This window comes from Arthrobacter sp. BG5 (genome assembly GCF_056680155.1).
Genome location: NZ_CM155268.1, coordinates 3,299,913 through 3,317,427, shown reverse-complemented (window position 1 = coordinate 3,317,427; position 17,515 = coordinate 3,299,913). Strand labels below are relative to the sequence as shown.

General features: G+C 67.4%; 14 protein-coding genes, 1 pseudogene and 2 riboswitches. Of the genes and pseudogenes, 4 read left to right on the top strand and 11 right to left on the bottom strand.

Annotation, left to right across the window (positions count from 1 at the left end; translation table 11 throughout):
• Nucleotides 1–8: 8 nt before the first annotated feature.
• Complete coding sequence (gene mmsB, locus AC1MBE_RS15150) at nt 9–911, bottom strand: 3-hydroxyisobutyrate dehydrogenase (protein WP_479779355.1); 903 nt, start codon at nt 909–911, stop codon at nt 9–11.
• Nucleotides 912–1,079: 168 nt separating this feature from the next.
• Between mmsB and AC1MBE_RS15145 the strand changes: the two genes are divergently transcribed.
• Nucleotides 1,080–1,979 (top strand): LysR family transcriptional regulator, encoded by a 900-nt coding sequence (locus tag AC1MBE_RS15145; protein ID WP_479782643.1) that lies wholly within the window; start codon nt 1,080–1,082, stop codon nt 1,977–1,979.
• 109 nt (nt 1,980–2,088) lie between these two features.
• Here the strand turns inward: AC1MBE_RS15145 and AC1MBE_RS15140 are convergent, their stop codons facing one another.
• From AC1MBE_RS15140 to AC1MBE_RS15130, 3 genes are all read right to left on the bottom strand, one after another.
• Nucleotides 2,089–3,471, bottom strand: coding sequence for an MFS transporter (locus AC1MBE_RS15140; RefSeq protein WP_479779353.1), 1,383 nt, complete (start codon nt 3,469–3,471; stop codon nt 2,089–2,091).
• 172 nt (nt 3,472–3,643) lie between these two features.
• A complete protein-coding gene (gene metX, locus AC1MBE_RS15135) occupies nt 3,644–4,780 on the bottom strand; it encodes a homoserine O-acetyltransferase MetX (protein WP_479779351.1) in 1,137 nt (378 codons plus the stop codon).
• A gap of 11 nt (nt 4,781–4,791) precedes the next feature.
• A riboswitch (SAM riboswitch) is annotated at nt 4,792–4,907 on the bottom strand.
• 84 nt (nt 4,908–4,991) lie between these two features.
• Nucleotides 4,992–6,308, bottom strand: a complete 1,317-nt coding sequence (locus tag AC1MBE_RS15130; protein WP_479779350.1) for a bifunctional o-acetylhomoserine/o-acetylserine sulfhydrylase — start codon at nt 6,306–6,308, stop codon at nt 4,992–4,994.
• A 63-nt stretch (nt 6,309–6,371) separates the two neighbouring features.
• A riboswitch (SAM riboswitch) is annotated at nt 6,372–6,487 on the bottom strand.
• A 157-nt stretch (nt 6,488–6,644) separates the two neighbouring features.
• Between AC1MBE_RS15130 and AC1MBE_RS15125 the strand changes: the two genes are divergently transcribed.
• Entirely contained in the window at nt 6,645–7,283 is a 639-nt protein-coding gene (locus tag AC1MBE_RS15125) for a VOC family protein (RefSeq protein ID WP_346960144.1), read from the top strand.
• Between the two features lie 92 nt (nt 7,284–7,375).
• Here the strand turns inward: AC1MBE_RS15125 and AC1MBE_RS15120 are convergent, their stop codons facing one another.
• A complete protein-coding gene (locus AC1MBE_RS15120; protein ID WP_479779348.1) occupies nt 7,376–8,152 on the bottom strand; it encodes a CPBP family intramembrane glutamic endopeptidase in 777 nt (258 codons plus the stop codon).
• Between the two features lie 80 nt (nt 8,153–8,232).
• On the opposite strand from AC1MBE_RS15120, the pseudogene AC1MBE_RS15115 reads away from it, so the two are divergent.
• Nucleotides 8,233–8,882: pseudogene (locus tag AC1MBE_RS15115) on the top strand (histidine phosphatase family protein).
• Between the two features lie 15 nt (nt 8,883–8,897).
• On the opposite strand, the gene AC1MBE_RS15110 reads toward AC1MBE_RS15115, so the two are convergent.
• The 5 genes from AC1MBE_RS15110 to tdh are packed head-to-tail and all read right to left on the bottom strand — an operon-like array spanning nt 8,898 to nt 15,030.
• Nucleotides 8,898–10,274 carry a phenylacetate--CoA ligase family protein gene (locus AC1MBE_RS15110; protein WP_479779347.1) on the bottom strand — a complete coding sequence of 459 codons (1,377 nt, stop codon included), beginning with the start codon at nt 10,272–10,274 and terminating at the stop codon, nt 8,898–8,900.
• A 53-nt stretch (nt 10,275–10,327) separates the two neighbouring features.
• The gene (locus AC1MBE_RS15105; protein ID WP_479779346.1) at nt 10,328–11,539 is read right to left on the bottom strand and encodes an amidohydrolase family protein; all 1,212 of its coding nucleotides are present in this window, start codon (nt 11,537–11,539) and stop codon (nt 10,328–10,330) included.
• 11 nt (nt 11,540–11,550) lie between these two features.
• Entirely contained in the window at nt 11,551–12,666 is a 1,116-nt protein-coding gene (locus tag AC1MBE_RS15100; protein WP_479779344.1) for an NAD(P)/FAD-dependent oxidoreductase, read from the bottom strand.
• A 46-nt stretch (nt 12,667–12,712) separates the two neighbouring features.
• Nucleotides 12,713–13,927 (bottom strand): glycine C-acetyltransferase, encoded by a 1,215-nt coding sequence (locus AC1MBE_RS15095; protein ID WP_479779342.1) that lies wholly within the window; start codon nt 13,925–13,927, stop codon nt 12,713–12,715.
• Nucleotides 13,928–13,983: 56 nt separating this feature from the next.
• A complete protein-coding gene (gene tdh / locus AC1MBE_RS15090) occupies nt 13,984–15,030 on the bottom strand; it encodes an L-threonine 3-dehydrogenase (protein ID WP_479779340.1) in 1,047 nt (348 codons plus the stop codon).
• Between the two features lie 146 nt (nt 15,031–15,176).
• Between tdh and AC1MBE_RS15085 the strand changes: the two genes are divergently transcribed.
• The gene (locus AC1MBE_RS15085) at nt 15,177–16,085 is read left to right on the top strand and encodes a LysR family transcriptional regulator (RefSeq protein ID WP_479779338.1); all 909 of its coding nucleotides are present in this window, start codon (nt 15,177–15,179) and stop codon (nt 16,083–16,085) included.
• Between the two features lie 79 nt (nt 16,086–16,164).
• On the opposite strand, the gene AC1MBE_RS15080 is transcribed toward AC1MBE_RS15085, so the two are convergent.
• Nucleotides 16,165–17,454 carry an AAA family ATPase gene (locus AC1MBE_RS15080; protein ID WP_479779336.1) on the bottom strand — a complete coding sequence of 430 codons (1,290 nt, stop codon included), beginning with the start codon at nt 17,452–17,454 and terminating at the stop codon, nt 16,165–16,167.
• Nucleotides 17,455–17,515: the final 61 nt, after the last annotated feature.

Sequence of the window (17,515 nt, the reverse complement as noted above, 5' to 3'; positions counted from 1 at the left end):
GTTGGGGGCTACTTGGCGGACTCGAACGAGCCGTCGACCAGTTTGACGATGGCGGAGCAGTCGGTGCCGGACTGGCCGCCGTCGATGAGCCGCTGGAAAAGCTGCTGGACGTGCTCGCCGATCTCCAGCGGCGTGTTGGTGTCGCGGGCGGCACTGATGGCCAGGCCGATGTCCTTGTTGGCCAGCTCGGCGGTGAACGTCGGCGCGAAATCGTTGTTCGAGGCGGCGGTCGGCACGACGCCGGCCACCGGGTACCAGGTGCGCAGCGCCCAGCTGTCGCCGGAGGAGACGGAGGCGATGTCCCAGAAGACCTGCTTGTCCAGGCCCAGGCGGTCCGCGAGCACTGCGCCCTCGGCGGTGGAGGCGAGGTTGATGAAGAGCATCAGGTTGTTGCAGATCTTGGCGGCCTGGCCGGTGGTGGCGCCGCCGGTGGGGATGATGTTGGCGGCCATCGGGCGGATGTATTCGGTGGCGTCGGCGACGGCGCCGGCTTCCCCGCCGATCATGAAGGTAAGGGTGGCGGCCTTGGCGCCGCTCATGCCGCCCGAGACGGGCGCGTCGACAAAGCGGAAGCCGGCCTCCGCGGCGGCGTCGTGCAGGGCCTGGGCCGACGCGATGTCGATGGTGGAGGAGTCCACCAGCAGGGTGCTGGTGTCGGCGTGGGCCAGTACGCCGTCTTCGCCCAGGTAGACGGCCCGGGCGTGCTCGCCCTTGGGAAGCATGGTGAAGACGACGTCGGCGCCGTTCACCGCCTCGGCGATGCTGCCGGCGGGCTTGACTCCCCCGGCCTCGGCTGCCGCCACGGCCTCGGGGTTGAGGTCGAAGCCGCGGACCTCGTTTCCGGCTTTGGCGAGGTTCACGGACATGGACCCGCCCATGTTTCCCAGTCCAATCCAGGCGACAACTGCCATGGCATAAGCTCCTTTGCTTTGCATTGTGTCCGGCGCAAGTGCCGGATGTTTCCGTGTCAACCATCACACCCTGTTACAGTGCAATCAAGGGGAAAAAGTGAAGATGCCATGTGCAGTGATGCACATTGGCTCAGGGTTATGCGCTGCTAGGAAAGGCCAAAGGTGGACTTGAAACGGCTCCCCAGTCCGGACGACCTGCTGATCCTGCTGACCGTGGCCCGGCTGGGCCGGTTCAACGCGGTCGCAGAGACGCTGGGCACCACGCACACCACGATCTCGCGCCGGATCCTGGCTTTGGACAAGCAGCTGGGCGGCCGGACGCTGGAACGCAGCCCGCACGGCTGGGAGCTGACCGAGCTCGGGTCCCAGGCGGTGGCGGCGGCCGAGGCCATCGAAACCACCCTGGGCGCCCTGTCCGGCCGGATCGCCCGGACCGAGGACGTGCTCTCCGGCCTGGTTAGGATCAGCACCCCGGACGGCTTCGGCGCGGAATTCGTCGCCCCGGCCCTGGTCCGGCTGCAGCAGGAACATCCCTTGCTGAACGTGGAGATGCTCAGCGCCACCCGCAAGGTCAGCCAGAACCGCTCCGGGGTGGACCTCGAGGTGGTGGTCGGCAACATGGAGGTTAGCAATGCGCAGACCATTTTCCTGTCCAACTACTTCCTGCGGCTGTACGCCAGCCCGGAGTATGCGCGCGGCCACGGGCTTCCGGAGACGCTCGACGACGTCCGGCAGCACGGCTTCGTCTCCTACGTGGAATCGGCGCTGCAGGTCGCCGAGTTGGGCCACCGCTCCACCCAGCTGCCGATGCCGCGGTCCAGCTTCCAGGCCACCAGCATCTTCGCCCAGCTGGAGGCCGTCCGCCGTGCGGCCGGGATCGGGCTGCTGCCCAACTTCCTCGTCGTCGGCAAATCCGGATTCGTACCGGTGCTGCCGGACGATTTCCAGCGGCAGCTGCCGATCTGGGCGGTGGCGCGGGCCGAATCGTTGCGTTCGGCGCCGGTGCAGGCGGTGGTGGCGGCGGTCCGGGCCGAGGTCGCCGAACGCCAGGACGTGCTGGCGGGCTGAGCCGGGTTCGCCGCGTTTGCGCCGGAGTTTCCCGGACAACAGCAGCCCCCGTCCCCGCAACGCGGGGACGGGGGCTGCCTGTTCTTAGGGTTACTCAGCTGTTCGCCAGCTACTTCTTTCCTGCGGCGAGCAGGTCGGCAGTGCCCTGGGCGTCGGCGGCGTCGACGTCGTGCAGCGAGATGCCGCGGGTTTCCTTCAGGAAGTAGACCGCCACGATGGTGACCAGGCAGGCGCCCAGCAGGTAGATGGCAACCGGGGTGGAGGACTTGTACTGACCCAGCAGCGAGCTGGCGATGATCGGGGCCAGCGAACCGGCCACGATCGAGGTGACCTGGTAGCCCAGGGAAACACCGGAGTAGCGCATCCGGGTCGGGAACATCTCGGCCATGATGGCCGGCTGCCCGGCGTACATCAGGGCGTGGAAGAGCAGGCCGATGGTGATGGCGGCGAGGATGATGAAGTCGTTCTTGGTGTCCATCATCGGGAAGGCGAAGAAGCCCCAGGTTCCGCCCAGGACGGCGCCGGCCATGTAGACCGGCTTGCGGCCGAAGCGGTCGGAGAGCTTGCCGACCATCGGCACCACGGAGAAGTGGATGAAGTGCGCCACGAGGAGCAGCAGCAGGATGCGCGAGGTGTCGGCCTGGACGATCACCTTCAGGTACGTGATGGAGAAGGTGACCACGAGGTAGTACAGGACGTTTTCGGCAAAACGCAGGCCCATGGCGGTGAACACGCCGCGGGGGTAGCGGCGGAAGACCTCGGCCACGCCGTAGCCCTTGTTTTCCGTAACAACTTCCTTCTGCGCTTCCAGGAAGATCGGGGCGTCCTGGACCTTGGTGCGGATGTAGTAGCCAATGACCACGATCACGGCGGAGAGCCAGAAGGCGATCCGCCAGCCCCAGCCGAGGAAGTCCGCCGAGGACAGGATGGAGGACAGCAGGAAGAGCACGCCGGTGGCAAGCAGGTTGCCCATCGGGACCGCCGACTGCGGCCAGCTGGCCCAGAAGCCGCGGGACTTGCTGGGGCTGTGCTCGGCGACGAGCAGGACGGCGCCGCCCCACTCACCGCCGACGGCGAAGCCCTGGGCAAAGCGCAGGAAGACGAGGAGTGCCGGAGCCCAGTAGCCGATCTGCTGGAAGCTCGGCAGGCAGCCCATCAGGAAGGTCGAGACGCCGACCAGAATGATGCTGAGCTGCAACAGCTGCTTGCGGCCGAACTTGTCTCCGAAGTGGCCAAAGACGATGCCGCCGATGGGGCGGGCAACGAAGCCCACCGCGTAGGTCAGGAAGGCGGCGATAATGCCGTCCAGTTCCGTTCCGGAATTGGGGAAGAACATCTTGCCAAACACCAGCGTCGCCGCCGAGGCGTAGAGGAAGAATTCATACCACTCCACCACCGTGCCGGCCATCGAGGCTGCCACTACTTTCTTGAGACCTGACGCCTTGACGTCGGTGTCCTCTGCGCGCCTTGCGGCGGCGTTTTCCGTGCTCATGCGAACTCCTTCGGTGTCGCCTTCGACACCCTGTGGACCATTGGGCTGACTAACGTGTGTGTGAGTTGGGACACACGGCGTCATTCTCCACGAGTATGGACTGCGGGCGCGGAAGGCTCAACGACCAATCGCGCAGAGGGCGTCTGCAAAAATGCACACGTGCTGGTCCCGGCTAGGCGAAGAAGTTGCTCCGGAGCTGCTCGCTGAGCTGCCCGATTTCGGTCAGGAAGCCGTCATGGCCGATCGGCGCCTCGATGACGTGCACCGGCACCTCGCCCGGCAGGGCGCCGGCAAGTTCACGGGACTGGGCCGGGAAATACAACCGGTCCGAGTCCACGGCCGCCACAAAGAACTCCGCGGTGGCCCGCGAAACAGCCTGCTCCAGGCTTCCCCGGCCGCGGCTGACGTCGTGGCTCATCAGCGCCTCGGTAATGGCGATGTAGCTGTTGGCGTCGAACCGGCGGACCAGCTTGTTGCCCTGGTGGTCCAGGTAGCTCTCCACCTGGTACCGGCCCCGGCCGGCCAGCGAGCCGGCTTCCAGCGGGGCCTCCGCCGCCTGGGCGTTCCGGCCAAAACGGCCGTCCAGCTCTGCGGCGGAACGGTAGGTGATGTGGGCGATCCGGCGCGCCAGGGCCAGGCCGGCGTCCGGTTCCGGGCCTCCGTAGTAGTCCCCGCCGTTGAAGTTGGGGTCCTGGCGGATCGCCAGGGTCTGGGCCTGGGCGAACGCGATCTGCTCGGCAGTGCTGCTGGCGCCTATCGAAATGACGGCACAGCGCCGCACCCGGTCCGGGTAGCTGACCGCCCACTCCAGCGCACGCGCTCCCCCGAGCGAGCCGCCCATCACGGCATACCAGCTGCTGATCCCCAGCGCGTCGGCGAGCCGCGCCTCGGCGGCGGTGCTGTCCCGCAGGGTGACCAGCGGGAACCGCGAACCCCAGGGCTGCCCGTCCGGCGCCGGGGTGGACGGCCCGGTGGAGCCGTAGCAGCCGCCGAGGATGTTGATCGACACCACAAAGTATTTGTCCGTATCCACCGGGGCGCCCGGGCCGGCCAGCTGCTCCCACCAGCCCGGCTCTTCTTCGGCACCGCGGGTGACATGGGTGTCTCCGGTCAGGGCGTGCTCGATCAGCACGGCGTTGGACGCGTCGGCGTTCAGCGTCCCCCAGGTCTCGTAGGCGAGGGTGACCTCCGGCAGGGTGGCACCGCATTCAAGGGCCAGGGAACCGATCGGGAGGTACTGCACCGTCCCATCAGGAACAGTGGAGGGCTTGCATTCCGGTACACCCGTGCGGGTGACGGCAATCGTCATGTGAGGACCTAACTTCGCGCTTGCCCGCCGTCAGCTGACCGGCAGGCCAGGTCTTCACCCGGGGCACCCCGCCGCAAATGGAGGGTTGCCGGCCAGCAAGCCGGGGCTGTCGCTGGCACTCATGACCTGCCTCGATTCTACGAAACCCGGCGGCGCAAGCGCGAAGATTGTGACGGCTGTGTGACACCCGGTCCCGCTGGCGCCGCGTGCCTCAGGCGTTTTTGGCCGCCCGGAACCCGGCGTCGAGGTCCGCGATGATGTCGTCGATGTGCTCAAGTCCCACCGAGAGACGGACCAGGCCGGGGTTGACGCCGGCCACCGTCTGCTGCTCCGGGGAGAGCTGGCTGTGCGTGGTCGACGCCGGGTGGATGACGAGGGACCGCACGTCGCCGATGTTCGCCACGTGCGAGTGCAGTTCGAGGGCGTCGACGAAGCGCTTGCCGGCCTCCGCTCCCCCGGCCAGGTTGAAGGAGACGACGGCGCCGGTTCCCTTCGGCCCGTACTTGCGGCCACGCTCGTACCAGGGGCTGGACGGCAACCCGGCGTAGGCGACGGATTCGACGTCGGCCCTGGCCTCCAGCCATTCAGCGACCCTGAGGGCGTTGGCGACGTGCCGTTCCATCCGCAGGCTCAGCGTCTCGATGCCCTGGGAGATCAGGAACGCATTGAACGGCGAGACGGCGGAGCCGAGGTCGCGCAGCAGCTGGACCCGGGCCTTGAGGATGAAGGACAGGTTGGCGCCCAGCGCCCCGTCCGCCCCGAGGTCACGGGCGTAGACCAGGCCGTTGTAGGTGGGGTCGGGGGTGTTGAAGCCGGGGAAGCGCTCCGGGTCCTTGCCGAAGTCGAAGTTGCCGGAGTCGACGATGACCCCGGCGATCGCGGTGCCGTGACCGCCGAGGTATTTGGTGGCCGAGTGGACCACAATGTCGGCACCCCACTCGAGCGGCCGGATCAGGTACGGGGTGGAGAGGGTGTTGTCCACGATCAGCGGCACCCCGGCCCGGTGCGCCACGTCCGCGACCCCCTCAATGTCCAGCACGTCCTGCCGCGGGTTGGACACCACCTCGCCGAAGAACAGCTTGGTGTTGGGCCGCACGGCGTCGCGCCACTGCTCCAGGTCGTCCGGGTCCGCGACGAACGTCACCGAGATGCCGAACTTCTTCAGCGTGTGGGCCAGCAGGTTGTAGGTCCCGCCATAGAGGCTCGGGCTGGCCACCACATGGTCCCCGGCCTCGGCGATGTTGAGGATCGCCAGGGTTTCAGCGGCCTGCCCGGAGCTGAGCAGCAGCGCCCCGAGGCCGCCCTCGAGGCTCGCGACCCGCTGCTCCACCGCGTCCTGGGTGGGGTTGCCGATCCGGGTGTAGATGGGGGCGAGTTCGGCGAGCGCGAAGCGGTTGGCCGCACTCTCCGCGCTGGGGAAGACGAACGACGTCGTCTGGTAGATCGGCAGCGACCGCGCACCGGTAGCGGAATCCGGCTCCTGGCCGGCGTGGATCTGGCGGGTTTCAAAGGACCAGGCGTTGGACATTGGGGATCTCCTGAGTGACTGGGCACAGGCCCTTCCCGTCCTCCCAGGACCGGAACGGTTCTGCCGCCGCGCTTGCCTCCCGGCGGGCGCCGGAGGGCCAGGTCTTCACCCGGGGCACCCCACCGCGCAAGGAGGGTTGCCGGCCAGCAAGCCGGGGCTTGGTGCTGGCACTCATGACCTGGCTCCAGTTTAGGAAGGCTCGACGGCGGCTGGATAGCTTTGTGACGAATATGAATTTGGCCCGTTGACCGGCCGTGGAGCCCCGGAAAACGACATCCCATCAGGGTTAGGACAGCCTAAGCTGAGAGCTCCATCACAAAGTGCCAAGATGAGGGCATGCGCATGGATCACGTCTCTTACGCCTGTGAACAAGATGGCTTGGCTGCCACCACCGAACGTATCGCGTCCGCCCTCGGGGTCGAAGCCGTCAAGGGCGGAGTCCACCCCCGTTTCGGGACCCGCAACATGATTATTCCGCTTGCCGGGCACAAGTACCTGGAGGTCGTGGAGGTCCTGGACCACCCGGCCTCGGACAAGGCGCCGTTCGGGCAGGCCGTCCGGGCCCGTTCCGCCGCCGGCGGCGGCTGGATGGGCTGGTGCGTCGAGGTTGACGACCTGGCACCCTTCGAGGAGCGCCTGGGCCGGTCGGCCGTCAACGGCAACCGCAAGTTCCCCGACGGCCGCGAACTGGTCTGGAAGCAGATCGGCATCCTGGGCCTCATCGCGGATCCGCAGGTCCCCTACATGCTCAAGTGGGAGGGCGATCCCGCCCTGCACCCGTCCAACGCCTATGAGAGCGGCGTCAAGATGTCCGCGCTCACCATCGCAGGCTCCGCCGAGCGGGTCACCGAATGGCTGGGCGAACCGGTGGAGAAGCCGCTGGAGGATGTGGACGTGAACTGGCTGGCCCCGCACGGGACGCCGGGCATCCTGTCCGTCACCTTCGAGACCGATTCCGGAGCCGTCACCATCTGACGCTTCCTGCACGAAAAACTTCGGCCGCCAGCAGCGGGTGCCAATGATGCCACCCACCGCTGGCGGCCGAATCCTTTTAAGGCCTGGTGCGCCTAGCCGAGGCCGATCGCCTTGCCGAAGAGGCTGAAGCCGACGAAGGCCACGATGTCCAGCAGCGCATGGGCGATCACCAGCGGCATTACGCGGCGCGTCTTTGTGTAGACCAGCGCGAAGATGACGCCCATGATGGCGTTGCCGATAAAGGGCCCGAAGCCCTGGTACAGGTGGTAGCTGCCGCGCAGCATGGAACTGGCGAAGATGGCCAACGGCATCCCCCAGCCGAACTTGCCGAGCCGGTCCAGCAGGTAGCCCACCACAATGACCTCCTCCACGATCCCGTGCCGGATCGCGGAAAGGACCAGCACCGGAACGGTCCACCAGTAGGAGTCCAGCGCGCTGGGGATGATCGCCGTCGTAATCCCCAGGGCCCGTCCGGCCGCGTACAGGCCCAGCGAGGGGATGCCGATCAGGGCGGCGAGGCCCAGTCCCTGGGCCAGGTCCTTGCCGGGCCGGGCGAAGTTGAAGCCCAGCTTCCGGAACGCCGACGTCCCGGTGCCGGCGGCCAGGCCGGCGGGCCGGTGTTCGGTCAGGAAGTAAATCACCAGCACCACCGGCACCAGGGCGAAGATGATGTCCAGCAGCTGGTAGGTGAGGTCGAAGTACTCGCGGCTGCTCTGCGAGCGGTTCAGCGTCGAGGTTCCCTGGGCCAGCGGCGCACGGGTCAGTTTGTCCAGCAGCTGCACTACGGAGTACACCGCCGACTGCCCGAGCGACAGTCCCAGGACGATCCAGACTTCTAGCCGCAGCCGACGGCGGGAGGGAACCAACATGTTCCTATCTTGCCTGCCGTTGCCGGGAGTTGACTGCACGTGCCTATGCTGGGGCTGTGAGTGCGCCCGGGAGAATCTTTATGATCCGGCATGGCCAGTCCGCCGCCAACGCCGACACCTCGATCTACAACCGGGTGCCCGGATCCCGCTGACGCCGCTGGGCATCGAGCAGGCCACGGCCGCCGGCGAGCAGCTGCGGCGGCAGCTGGACGGCGAGCGGGTGTGCGTGTACGTCTCCCCCTACCTGCGGGCCTACCAGACCCTGGAGGCACTAAAGCTGGGCTCCCTCACGGAACGAGTGATCGAAGAGCCGCGGCTGCGTGAACAGGACTGGGCGAACTTCCAGATCGCCGGCGACATCGAGGACCAGAAGGAGCTCCGCAACGCCTACGGGCACTTCTTCTACCGGTTCCGCGAAGGCGAGTCCGGCTCCGACGTCTATGACCGGATTTCCTCCTTTATGGAGACCCTGTACCGGCACTGGTCCAAGCCGAACTACGCCCCGAACGCGCTGTTCGTCACGCACGGGCTGACCATGCGGCTGTTCTGCATGCGCTGGTTCCACTGGTCGGTGGAGTACTTCGAGTCGCTGAACAACCCGGACAATGCCGAGATCCGCACGCTGCTGCGCACCCGGCAGGGCAAGTACAAGCTGGACAAGCCGTTCAGCCAGTGGGAGGACCGCCGGGTGGATGAGACCGTGCTGGACGCCCCGCCGATGTTCTTCTAAGGGCCGCCCGGTCTTCTACGAGCCGCCCTGGGCGCGCTTGCGCGCGATGACCTGGTGGAACTTGCCGCTCGGGCCGGTTTGCTCCGGCGCCTCAGCAGCCCGGACCAGCTCCACGTTCGCCAGGCCCTGGCCCGCGAGGAAACCGGCGAGCTTGGCTGCCACGTCCTGCCACACCTCATCCGCCGCGGCGCCGGGCTCCAGTTCAAGCCGGACCCGCAGCTGCGCCGGGCCGGACTGGACCAGCTGGCAGCGGTGCACCCCGGCGGCGTCGTCAATCGGCGCCGTGATGGCCAGCGGCAGGACGCTCACCGTCCCGCCGGCGGCGTTGTCCAGGTGCAGCACGTCGTCGCGCCGGCCGGCCACCTGGACCGCGGGCAACGGGTTGCCGCATTCGCAGGGACCGGGCTTGGCGAGGACGGAATCACCCAGGTCGTAGCGGATCAGGGGCTGGACCCGGTTGGCGAGGTTGGTCAGCAGCACGGTGTGGGATGCCGTCCCCGGAGGTGTGGGCCGGTAGTCCTCCTCCACCGGTTCAAGGATCACCCAGTCGCTGTTGACGTGCAGCCAGCCCCGCGGACAATCCAGGGCGATGGGGCTGAACTCCGAGGCGGCGTACACGTTGTGGACCGCGCAGCCCAGCGACGCGGCCAGCCGGGCCTGGTCGCCGAGGGACTCGCCGCTGGTCTCGACAACGGCGGGCCGGATCCGCAGCCGGCCCGCGTCCTGCTCCTCGGCCAGGAGTTCGAGGGCGCTGGGATAGCCCACCACGAGGGCCGGGTCGAAGTCGTTGAGAGCCCGCACCAGCGCCTCCAGCGGCTGCTGCACGGAAAACAGGCGGTAGGCGCGGCGGCGGCCCCGGCTGCGGCGCCGTTCGGACTCAAGCCACACGGCGCCGGCGAAGTGGCCGCCGGCACCCACCACCACGGCGGTACGGATTCCGCGCCGCAGGACGGCCAGCAGCACGCCGGCGTTGACGGTGCTCCGGACCGCCCGGATCCCCTGCGCCCGGTAGCACGCGACGGCGGCGGGGTCGTGCACGAACAGTCCCGGGTGTCCCGTGGTCCCGGAGCTGGTGCACGCGAAGTACCGGCCGCGGTAGCGGCTGCCGACCAGGGACGGATCGGCGACGAAGGCCTCCAGCTCGGTCCGGGTGACATCGGGGTCGGTCACCCAGTCATCGAAGCGGGCCATCAGCTGCGGTTTGGTGACCGGCAGCAGGTCCCGGAGTGAAACGTCCCCGAGCGGGACGTTCCCGGCTGGCAGGCCGCGGTACAGCTCCCGGTAGAACGGGGAGCTGGTGCGGGCGTGCAGCACAAGCGCGGCCAGCCGCGCCTCCCGCCGCCGGGCAAGGGCCCGCGGGCCGCCGCGCTCGGCCCTCAGGAGATCGAGCATGATGCCCAGCTCCCTCGCAGACCCCGCCATAGCGTGCCTCCCGTGTCTGCGCGTCAGCGGGCGCGTACCCCGGCGCGCCAGACAGCGTGGGTGAGCGGCATCCCCGGCCGGTAGGCCAGGTGGGTTGCCGAAGGGGCGTTGAGCAGGTGCAGGTCAGCCCGGTGCCCGACGGCGATCGAGCCGACCGCGCGCTGCCCGTCGACGTCGTTCCCGGACTCCCGGCCGAGCGCCAGCGCACCGCCGTACGTCGCCGCGCGGACCGCCTCGTGCACGCTGAGCCGCATCTGCAGCACCGCGGTGGTGACGCAGAACGCCATCGAGCTGGTGTAGGAGGTGCCGGGGTTGCAGTTGGAGGCGAGCGCCACCTGGACGCCGGCGTCCAGCAGTTCCCGGGCCGGCGCCAGCGGCTGCCGGGTGGACAGGTCGCAGGCCGGCAGGCAGGTTGCGACCGTGCCGCGCTCGCCCGCACCGGCCGCGGATTCCCAGCCGGACCAACTGTCCGCGAGGGCGTGCACGTCGGCGCGGGAGAGGTAGTTCACGTGGTCGACGCTGGCGGCCCCGAACTCGACGGCCAGCCGCACGCCGGCGCCCTCCCCGAGCTGGTTGCCGTGCACGCGCAGGCCCAGTCCCGCGTCCCGGCAGGCCGCGAGCACGCGGCGGGACTGGTCTTCGTTGAAGGCGCCGCGCTCGCAGAAGACGTCGGCCCAGCGGACATAGGGCCGGACCGCTGACAGCATGGGACCGCAGACCAGGTCCGTGTACTCCTCGGCGTCCATGCCGCCGGGGACCAGGTGCGCACCGAGGTAGGTCACCTCGTCCGCGACGGTGGAGGCGATCCGGGCGCTGCGGGCCTCGTTGTCCACATCCAGTCCGTAGCCGGTTTTCGTCTCCAGGTAGGTGGTGCCCTGGGCGACCGCCTCGGCGACGCGGCCGAGCGCGAGCCGGGTGAGGTCGAAGTCGCCGGTGGCCCGGGTGGCGCCGGTGGTGACCGCGATGCCGCCGGCGCTGTAGTCCTCCCCCGCCATCCGGGCCTCGAACTCCGCGGTCCGGTCGCCGGCGAAGATCAGGTGCGTGTGTGAGTCCACCCAGCCGGGCAGGAGCGCGCGGTGCCCGGCGTCGACGGCGTCGTCCGCCGCCGGGGCGTCCGCGGCGGCACCGAGCCAGGCGATGCGTTCGCCCTCGATCACGACGGCCGCATTCCGGAGGACCCGGTGGTCCGCGTCCTGGGTCATCAGTTCGGCGATGTTGGTGATGAGGGTGCTCATGGGTCCATTCTTCAGCCCCGGATGGACATCCGGGTCGCGGCCAGTGCCGCGGCTGTCCGGGATGCCGGACTGTCGGCCGGGAGCGGCTCCGCGGCGCCCTGGCCGGCCAGGATGAGCTCCGCGGCCAGCTCGGCGATGCCGGAGGAGGTTTGGAAGCCGTAGCCGCCCTGGCCGGCGAGCCAGAAGAAGCCGGTGGCCTCGGCGTCGAACCCCACCACCGGGACGCCGTCGGACGCCTCGGTCCGCAACCCGGTCCAGGCCCGGCGGATGTCACCGATGCCCATCGTGGTGACGGCATTCAGCCGGGTGATCAGCGCCTCGATATCGCCCGGGTAGGGCCGGGCGTCCTCCGGGCCGCTGGGCACGGTTTCGGACGGGGAGATCAGGACCTGCCGCCGCCCGTCCGGCCGGAAGTAAAAGCTGCCGGCCGACGCCACCATCGGGCAGCCCTGCGGGAGGGGGTGTTCGACGTCGACGATTGCCGCGGTCCGGCGGAAGGGCTGGAGTCCGAGCTTCTCGACGCCGCTGAGCACCGCGAATTCGTCCGCCCAGGCGCCGGCGGCATTGACCACAACGGCGGCCTCGAAGCCTTCCTGCCCGGCGCCGAGTTCCCAGCCGGAGCCGAGTCGCTGCGCCGAGTGGACCCTGGCGCCGGTGATGATGTCCACGCCGCCCTCGACCGCGCGCTCCCGGTGGTCCTCCAGCAGCAGGGACGCGTTGCAGGCGAAGGATCCCGAGTCCAGGCCGGCGGCCTCGAATGAATCCGGCTTGAGCGCGGGACAGATGTCCAGGGCCTCGGTGTGGCTGATCCGGTGCATAAAGCCGCTGGCCTGCTGCTGGACGTCTTCCTCGCTGCCGATCAGCATAAAGCGGCGTGGTGAGAGCACGGGTTCGGGCCGCGTGCCCTCCTTGGTGCCGATCAGCTCCAGCGTGCGCATGGTGAGCTCCTGGACCACGGGCGGGCCGTAGCTGGGGATCAGCTGCCGGGCCGAGCGTGCGGAGGTGTGGTAGCCCAGTGACTGCTCGGCTTCGACCAGAGCCACGCGGCATTTGCCGGCGAGGGCGGAGGCAAGGGACAGGCCGGCAATGCCGCCGCCCACAATCACGACATCGTAATTAGCTGACATGCCTCCATCCTTGCACCGGCAGGAGGCCGCGTCAGTACTTTTCCGACTACAACGCCGCGGCCACCGCCGCGCGGCTGCGCACGAAAGCCTGGACGCAGCTCTCGACGTCGTCGGCGCTGTGCGCGGCGGAGAGCTGGACCCGGATGCGGGCGGCGCCCTTGGGCACCACGGGGTAGCTGAAGGCGGTGACGAAGACGCCGTTGGCGAGCATCGCGTCCGCCACCTTGGCGGCCATCACGGCGTCGCCGAACATCACCGGGACGATGGCGTGTTCGCCGTCGAGCAGTTCGAAGCCTTCCTCGCCCATCCGGCGGCGGAAGAGTTCCGCGTTGGCGAAGAGCTTGCTGCGCAGTTCGCCGGAGTTCTCCACCAGGTCCAGGGCCTTCAGCGTGGCGGCGACGATGGCCGGGGCCAGCGAGTTGGAGAACAGGTAGGGGCGCGCCTTCTGTCGGAGCATGGCGATGACCTCGCTCCGGCCCGAGACGTAGCCGCCGGAGGCGCCGCCCAGGGCCTTGCCGAAGGTGCCGGTGTAGATGTCCACCCGGTCCGAAACACCGGCGTGTTCCGGGGTGCCGGCACCGGTGGCGCCCATAAAGCCGACGGCGTGCGAATCGTCCACCATGACCATGGCGTCATACTTCTCGGCGAGGTCGCAGATCGCCTCCAGCGGGGCGAGGAAGCCGTCCATCGAGAAGACGCCGTCGGTGACGATGATCTTGCGGCGGGCCGGGTTCTCCTGCGTGCTGGCCTCGATCAGCCGGGATTCGAGGTCCGCCATGTCCTGGTTGGCGTAGCGGAAGCGCTGGGCCTTGCACAGCCGAATGCCGTCGATGATCGAGGCGTGGTTCAGCGCGTCGGAGATGACGGCGTCTTCCGGGCCGAAGAGCGATTCGAAGACGCCGCCGTTGGCGTCGAAGCAGCTGGAGAACAAGATGGTGTCCTCGGTGCCGAGGAACTTCGATACGCGTTCCTCCAGGGCCAGGTGCAGGTCCTGGGTACCGCAGATGAAGCGCACGCTGGCCATGCCGAAGCCGCGGGAGTCCATGGCCTCTTTGGCGGCAGCGATGATCTCCGGGTGGTCCGCGAGGCCGAGGTAGTTGTTGGCGCAGAAGTTCAGCACCTCCGCGCTGCCCTGGCCGAGCTGACCCGCCTTGATGTGGCTGGCCTGCGGGGAATCGATGTGCCGTTCGGTCTTGAACAGGCCGGCGCCGCGGATCTCGTCGAGTTCGTGCTGCAGCTGGTCCTTGATGGCTGAATACATTGCGGTGGCTCCTCAGCAGGGGTGAATTTTTGTACGGTACCGGAAATGGGCGGGGGCTAGAAGCCGGTCCAGTCGAGGACGACCTTGCCGCCGACGCCGGCGCGGGCAATCTCGAAGCCCTTTTCCCAGTCCGAGGCGGGCAGGGTGTCGGTGACGACGGCGGAGATGTTGGCGTGCAGCACCGGGTTGGAGGAGAGCATGGCGCTCATGGCGTACCAGGTCTCAAACATCTCGCGGCCGTAGATCCCCTTCATGGTCAGCATGTGCGTGACCACCTTGCCCCAGTCGATGTCGATCGACTGGCTGGGCAGCCCCAGCATCGCGATCCGGCCGCCGTGGTTCATGTTGTCGATCATCTCAGGCAGCGCCGTGGGGTGGCCGGACATTTCCATCCCGATGTCGAAGCCTTCGCGCATGCCCAGTTCGCGCTGGGCGTCCTTGACGCGCGTGGTGGAGACGTCGATCGCGAGGTCGACGCCGAGCCGGCGGGCCAGTTCCAGGCGTGGGGCGGAGACGTCGGTGATGGCGATCTTGCGCGCCCCGGCGTGGCGGGCGACGGCGATAGCCATCAGGCCGATGGGTCCGGCGCCGGTGATGAGCACGTCCTCGCCGACCAGCGGGAAGCTCAGAGCAGTGTGGACGGCATTGCCGAACGGGTCAAAGATGGCGCCGAGTTCCGGGGTCACGGAGTCATCGTGGTGGACCCAGACGTTGGTTTCCGGGATGACGACATACTCCGCGAACGCGCCGTCGCGCTGGACGCCGACGCTGACGGTGTTGATGCACATCTGCTTGCGGCCGGCGCGGCAGTTGCGGCAGATCCCGCACACGATGTGGCCCTCGCCGGAGACCCGGTCGCCGACCTTGACGTCCAGGACGTCTTCGCCGGTCTCCACGACTTCACCGTAGAACTCGTGGCCGGCGATCAGCGGTGCGTTGATGATGCCCTGCGCCCAGGCATCCCAGGACTGGATGTGCAGGTCCGTGCCGCAGATTCCGGTGGTCATGACTCGGATTTTGACGTCCCCGGCCCCGGTCCCCGGCTCCGGGCGGTCGACGAGTTCGAATCCCGCGTGGGCGCCGGACTTGTAGAGAGCCTTCATGGGCCTGCCTAACTGTGCTGGCCGCTCCCTGAGTTCGGAGCGGGGGTGTGGGACAACTCACCTCATTAGACCGGGCGGGATGCGTTAGCACAACCGGATTTTTCTCAATCGACGATTTAGTTTTTGCTTGCCCATAAGATGAGGGCATGGAGATCCACCAGCTCGAAATGCTCCGCGAACTCGGCGCCCTGGGCAGCGTCAAGGCCGTCGCCGAAACGCTGCTGGTCACCCCCTCGGCGGTGTCCCAGCAGCTGGCCGCCCTGCAGAAGTCCGTCGACGTGCCGCTGACCCGGAAGGAGGGCCGGAACCTGGTCCTCACCGAGGCCGGTCAGGTGCTCGCCGACGCCGGCGCCGCCGTCGTGAGCGCCATGGCGGACGCGAGGACGGCGATCGGCGCGTACCACGGCTCGCCGGTGGCGCCGGTGACGCTGAGCGGGTTCCACAGCGCCGGCCAGGCCTTGTTCGCGCCGCTCGCCCGCCTGCTCGCAGGGCCGGGGCAGCCGCGGATCCAGCTCTCCGACGAGGACGTCGCCCAGCAGGATTTCCCGGCGCTGACCGCCCGCTACGACCTGGTCCTCGCACACCGGATGGACCACAGCCCGCGGTGGCCGGAGGAACGGGTGGCGGTGATCCCGCTCGCGCATGAGCCGCTGGACGTGGCGCTGCCGGCCGGGCACCGGCTCGCCGGGCAGCGGGCGGTGACGGCGGACGACGTCGTCGGCGAACCCTGGGTGACCAGCCACACCGGCTACTCCCCCGCGGACGTGCTCTCCGCCGTCGCCGCCGTGTCCAGCCGGGAGCTGAACATCGTGCACCGGATCAACGACTACTCCACGGTGGCGGCCCTGGTGGCGACCGGGAGCGTGATCGGGCTGCTGCCGCGGCATACCGCCCGGCCGGTGCTGAACCCGGAGATTGTGCTGAAGCCGCTGGAGGGGATCAGCACCCGGCGCCGGATCGACATCCTGGCCCGGCCGGAGAACCTTAAACGCAGATCGGTCATGATGGTCTGCGAGGCGCTGCAGACCATCATGACCGATTTGGTGGGTGGCTAGGGTCTAGCCTTCGACGCCGAGGCGCTGGTCAAATCCACGTACCTGTGTGTCGGCACGCAGGTGGAGGTCGGTGGCCCGACTATTTCCAGTCATCCTCTAGATCTTTGAATATCTCATAGAGCTCGTCGTCGGTGAACAGTTCGTGGTCATAGTCATCGACTTCGGAATCGACCTGAACTTCGCCGTGAAATCTAAACTGCGCGTACGACCTGTAGACAGGTTCAGCGAAACGGTACCTCTTACCGGACATGCGTAGGATCGCTCCGTCGCCGGCGATCATGCGGTTCAGGTAGGTTGTTAGGTTGCTGGCGCGGTATTCGGGTTCCTCTTTTTGAATTTCAGCAAGAATTTCGGAGTGGTTCATACCCGAAGGCGCACCAAGCGCCAGCGACTTTAGAATGAGCCGACCATTGTCGAACTTACGGACCCTCTTGCGCTCCACGGCGTCCTCAAAAATAGCTCGCAGGCTGTCCGACGATGTCTCTACGTAACGTGTTACTGCACGTCTGAGGTGTGAGGGATCTATTTTTACAACTTCGTCTTGACGCTCATAGACGTCAGCATCCCTGCAACAGTCAAGCGCCAGCCGATGGCAAACGCTGCCAAGCCCGCTGGAAAACCGCACGATGTCCTTGAGAACCAAGGACATGTCGATGTTCAGCAATCCGGAGCCGTTGGTGACAATTGCGGCAAGCTCTGCGTCGCTAAGTACGGGTACTTCGATTTCTGCAACGCGGTTCTTCATTTCCGCGTCGTACTCAACAACAAGTCGGGCCGAATCGACGGCCCCAACGAGGATCAGTCGGAGGTCTTCATAATCCGCGGCACCGTCGCAGAAGAGCTTCAGTGTCTGCGCAATCGACGTGCGTACGCTGTCGCCAACCTTGTGGAAATCCTCCAAGACCCAACATGCTCTGAGGGAGCCTAAGAGCTCCGCGAGCTTCTGGGCTGTGAGCTGCGGGGGAACGAGCCGAAGTTCCTTGTCAGCAGATGCCGATTTGTAGTTCGCTTCGATGCCGGCTCGAATGACGGTGATGCTTGCCTTCAAACTGGCGTTGGCCGTCTGCTCTGTACTCGAAGTTACTTCGGCCGTATAAGTGGCCTCAAGCTGATCAAACGCATCCAGCAAGAGGCCCTCATACGACGAGTCAGTGGTACATCGCGATGTGATGACAGGGTACTGGTAGTCTTCGAGCTTCTTTCGCAGCAGGGTTGTCTTCCCGGCGCCAGATTCACCGTAGATAACCACCTGCATGCCGGGAGTGGTCAGCGCGTCGAAAACCATGTCATTCAGGTATTGGCGATCTACAAAATTGGCCTTGGCCTGGCTTGTAGGAGTAAACACCTTGGTCACACTCGGTTCAGTCACACGTAGACCTTTCAACAATGCAGTGTTCGGCACTCTCACCGGGCTCGGTCGCAACTGCTGT